Source organism: Calidithermus terrae (assembly GCF_003574345.1).
GTDB classification, from domain to species: domain Bacteria; phylum Deinococcota; class Deinococci; order Deinococcales; family Thermaceae; genus Calidithermus; species Calidithermus chliarophilus.
Map to the genome: position 1 here is coordinate 1 of NZ_QXDL01000352.1, position 2,480 is coordinate 2,480.

4 protein-coding genes are annotated in these 2,480 nt (G+C 72.1%); all 4 read left to right on the forward strand.

Features of this window, described 5'->3' with window-relative positions:
• Window positions 1–772: hypothetical protein (locus Mterra_RS23740; RefSeq protein WP_170159770.1), on the forward strand; the 772-nt coding region annotated here is incomplete at its 5' end.
• Window positions 769–1,419: a hypothetical protein gene (locus tag Mterra_RS20540; protein ID WP_119316781.1), complete on the forward strand. Its 651-nt coding sequence runs from the start codon at window positions 769–771 to the stop codon at window positions 1,417–1,419. The genes Mterra_RS23740 and Mterra_RS20540, both read left to right, overlap by 4 nt.
• 1 nt (window position 1,420) lies before the next feature.
• Window positions 1,421–1,720, forward strand: coding sequence for a hypothetical protein (locus Mterra_RS20545; RefSeq protein ID WP_027891678.1), 300 nt, complete (start codon window positions 1,421–1,423; stop codon window positions 1,718–1,720).
• Window positions 1,721–2,480 (forward strand): hypothetical protein (locus Mterra_RS20550; protein WP_119316782.1); only part of this gene is annotated, 760 nt, incomplete at its 3' end.

A 2,480-nucleotide genomic window follows, 5' to 3' on the forward strand; every position in this document is an offset into this window, starting at 1 on the left:
AAGTGTTTCCACGGAGGAGCAACGCTATGACGACGATTGTGGAAATCAAGGGCCGGGAAGTGCTGGACTCGAGGGGCAACCCCACCGTCGAGGCCGAGGTGATCCTCGAGGGCGGCGCGCGGGGCCGCTCACCCGGCAGCGCCCGGGCGGCTTCGAGGGCAACCTCGAGCTCGCCGAGGGCCGCGCCCGGCGGGCCCGCGACGACCTGCGGGCGGCCATCCGCGCGGCCCTGGGCAGCCTGCTCCTCCTGCGCGCCGACGCGCTGCAAGCCGCCCTCGACGCGCCCATCCCCACCGAGGGGCAGGGGGAGCTCTTCGGCTCGAGCGGCGGGCGCGAGGTCGCCAACCGCGACCTGCTCGGCCACCTCGAGCGCACCCTGGCGGCGCCCCAGGCCGGGCAACCCGACCCGCTGGCCGAGCAGCACGTCACCGGCGAGGGGCTGCCGCCCGAGGTGCGGGCCGAGGTGGAGGCCCAGGTCGAGCAGTTCCGCACCGGGCGCTCGGGAACTGGCCGCCTGACCCGTTCGCAGCGGCTGGAGGCCATCTACCGCCCGCTGCGCCGCGCCCTGATCTTCCTCGAGCCCCCGCCCCCGCCGCCCCCCTCGCTGCGGCTCACGCCGCGGCAGCTCGAGCAGATCGTCGGCACGCCCATCGCCTGCGCGCCCGAGCACCTGCGGCTCTTCGAGGGCGTGCCCCTGCCCCGCGGCGAGCTCTTCCGCGGGGAGTGCCGCGAGCCCGGCGAGCGCCCCGACCAGCGGAGGGGACCCCCATGACCAGCTTTCCCCGCTCGCCCAAGGTGCACAAGGGCGCCCTCATCGGCCTCGACGTGCTCAACCCCGTCGCCAGCGTGATCGTCTTCCAGTACAACCCCGACACCCTCACCCGCTCCATCCAGGCCAGCGCCCTCACCCCCCAGGCCGGCGCGGAGCAGAGCGAGGTCCTGCGGCTCAAAGGGCCGCCGCGCGAGACGATCGGCCTCGAGGTCGAGATCGACGCCGCCGACCAGCTCGAGCAGGCCAAGGACAGCGCGGTGAGCATGGGCGTCTACCCCGCCCTCTCGGCGCTGGAGATGCTGCTGTACCCCAAGTCGGGCCTGGTGATCGCCAACGAGGTGCTGCTGCGGCTGGGCATCGTGGAGGTGGTGCCCCCCGAAGCGCCCTTCACGGTGCTGGTGTGGGGGCCCCGGCGGGTGGTGCCGGTCAAGCTCAGCGGCCTGCAGATCACCGAGGAGGCCTTCGACCCCAGCCTCAACCCCATCCGGGCACGGGTGCGGCTGGACCTGCAGGTGCTGACCTACCAGGACTACGGCCTGCTCAGCCCCGGCGGGGCGCTGTTCATGGCCCACCAGATCGCCAAGGAAGTCATGGCTACCCTCGGCAGCGCCGAAAACCTCACCGAGTTGCCCTCGACCGGAGGCTAGCATGTTCGACCCCAGCAGCCGCTACTACCCCTTGCCCACCGCCACCCTCACCCGCCGCGACGCGGACGGGAAAGAGCGCGAGGTGCGCTACGTGCGCCGGCGCTTCCTGCCGCCGCTGTCGGCCTCCACGCTGCTGCTGGAGCACCGCTTCACCCAGGGCGAGCGGCTCGACAACCTCACGGCCCGCTACCTGGGCGACCCCGCGCAGTTCTGGCGGGTCTGCGACGCCAACGCGGTGCTGCAACCGGAGGAACTCGAGGAAGTGGGCCGCCTGATCCGGGTGGCGATGCCGGAGGTCTAGGTGCTCACGGGCGTGCTGGGCATCCGGGTGCTGCTGTGGGTGGGGGAAAACCTCCCCCGCCCCGCGCCCGTCGAGGCCATGCGGGCGTTGCAGGAGGTGGAGGTGCACTTCAACGACCGCGCCCCCAGCGGCTTCCGGCTGGTCTTCGGCCTGCACAAGGACAAGAGCCTCGACTACACCCTGCTCAGGAGCGGCGCGCTCAATCCGGGCTCGCTGGTGGTGGTCGCGGCCATCCTGGGCCTGGCGCCCCACGCCCTCATCAACGGGGTCATCACCCACCACCAGCTCGAGCCCAGCGCCGAGGCGGGGGGCTCGAGGCTCACGGTGATGGGCCAGGACGTGGGGCAGATGATGGACCTCGAGGAGCGCAACGAGCCCTACGACAACCGCCCCGACTTCCTGATCTTCAACCAGGTCATCGCCAGCCGCTACGCCCGCTACGGCGTCGTGCCGCTGGCGACCCCCACCACCGACTTCCCCCTCGTGCTCTACCGCACCCCCTGGCAGCAGGGCACCGACCGGGCCTTTTTGCAAGAGCTCGCCCGGCGCAACGGCTTCGTGTTCTACCTCGAGCCCACCGCCCCCGGCGTGACCACCGCCTACTTCGGCCCGGAGAACCGCCTGGGCATCCCCCAGCCCACCCTGAGCTTCAACCTGGGCTCGCTGAGCAACGTGCAGTCGCTGCACATCGGCAACGACGCCCTGGCCCCGGTGGCCTCCAGGGGCGTCTTCGTCGAGCCCTTCACCCGCACCTCCATCC

Coding starts and splice junctions, on each gene's coding strand:
- Mterra_RS20540 (WP_119316781.1), top strand. CDS start 769: ATGACCAGCTTTCCCCGCTCGCCCAAGGTGCACAAGGGCGCCCTCATC.
- Mterra_RS20545 (WP_027891678.1), top strand. CDS start 1,421: ATGTTCGACCCCAGCAGCCGCTACTACCCCTTGCCCACCGCCACCCTC.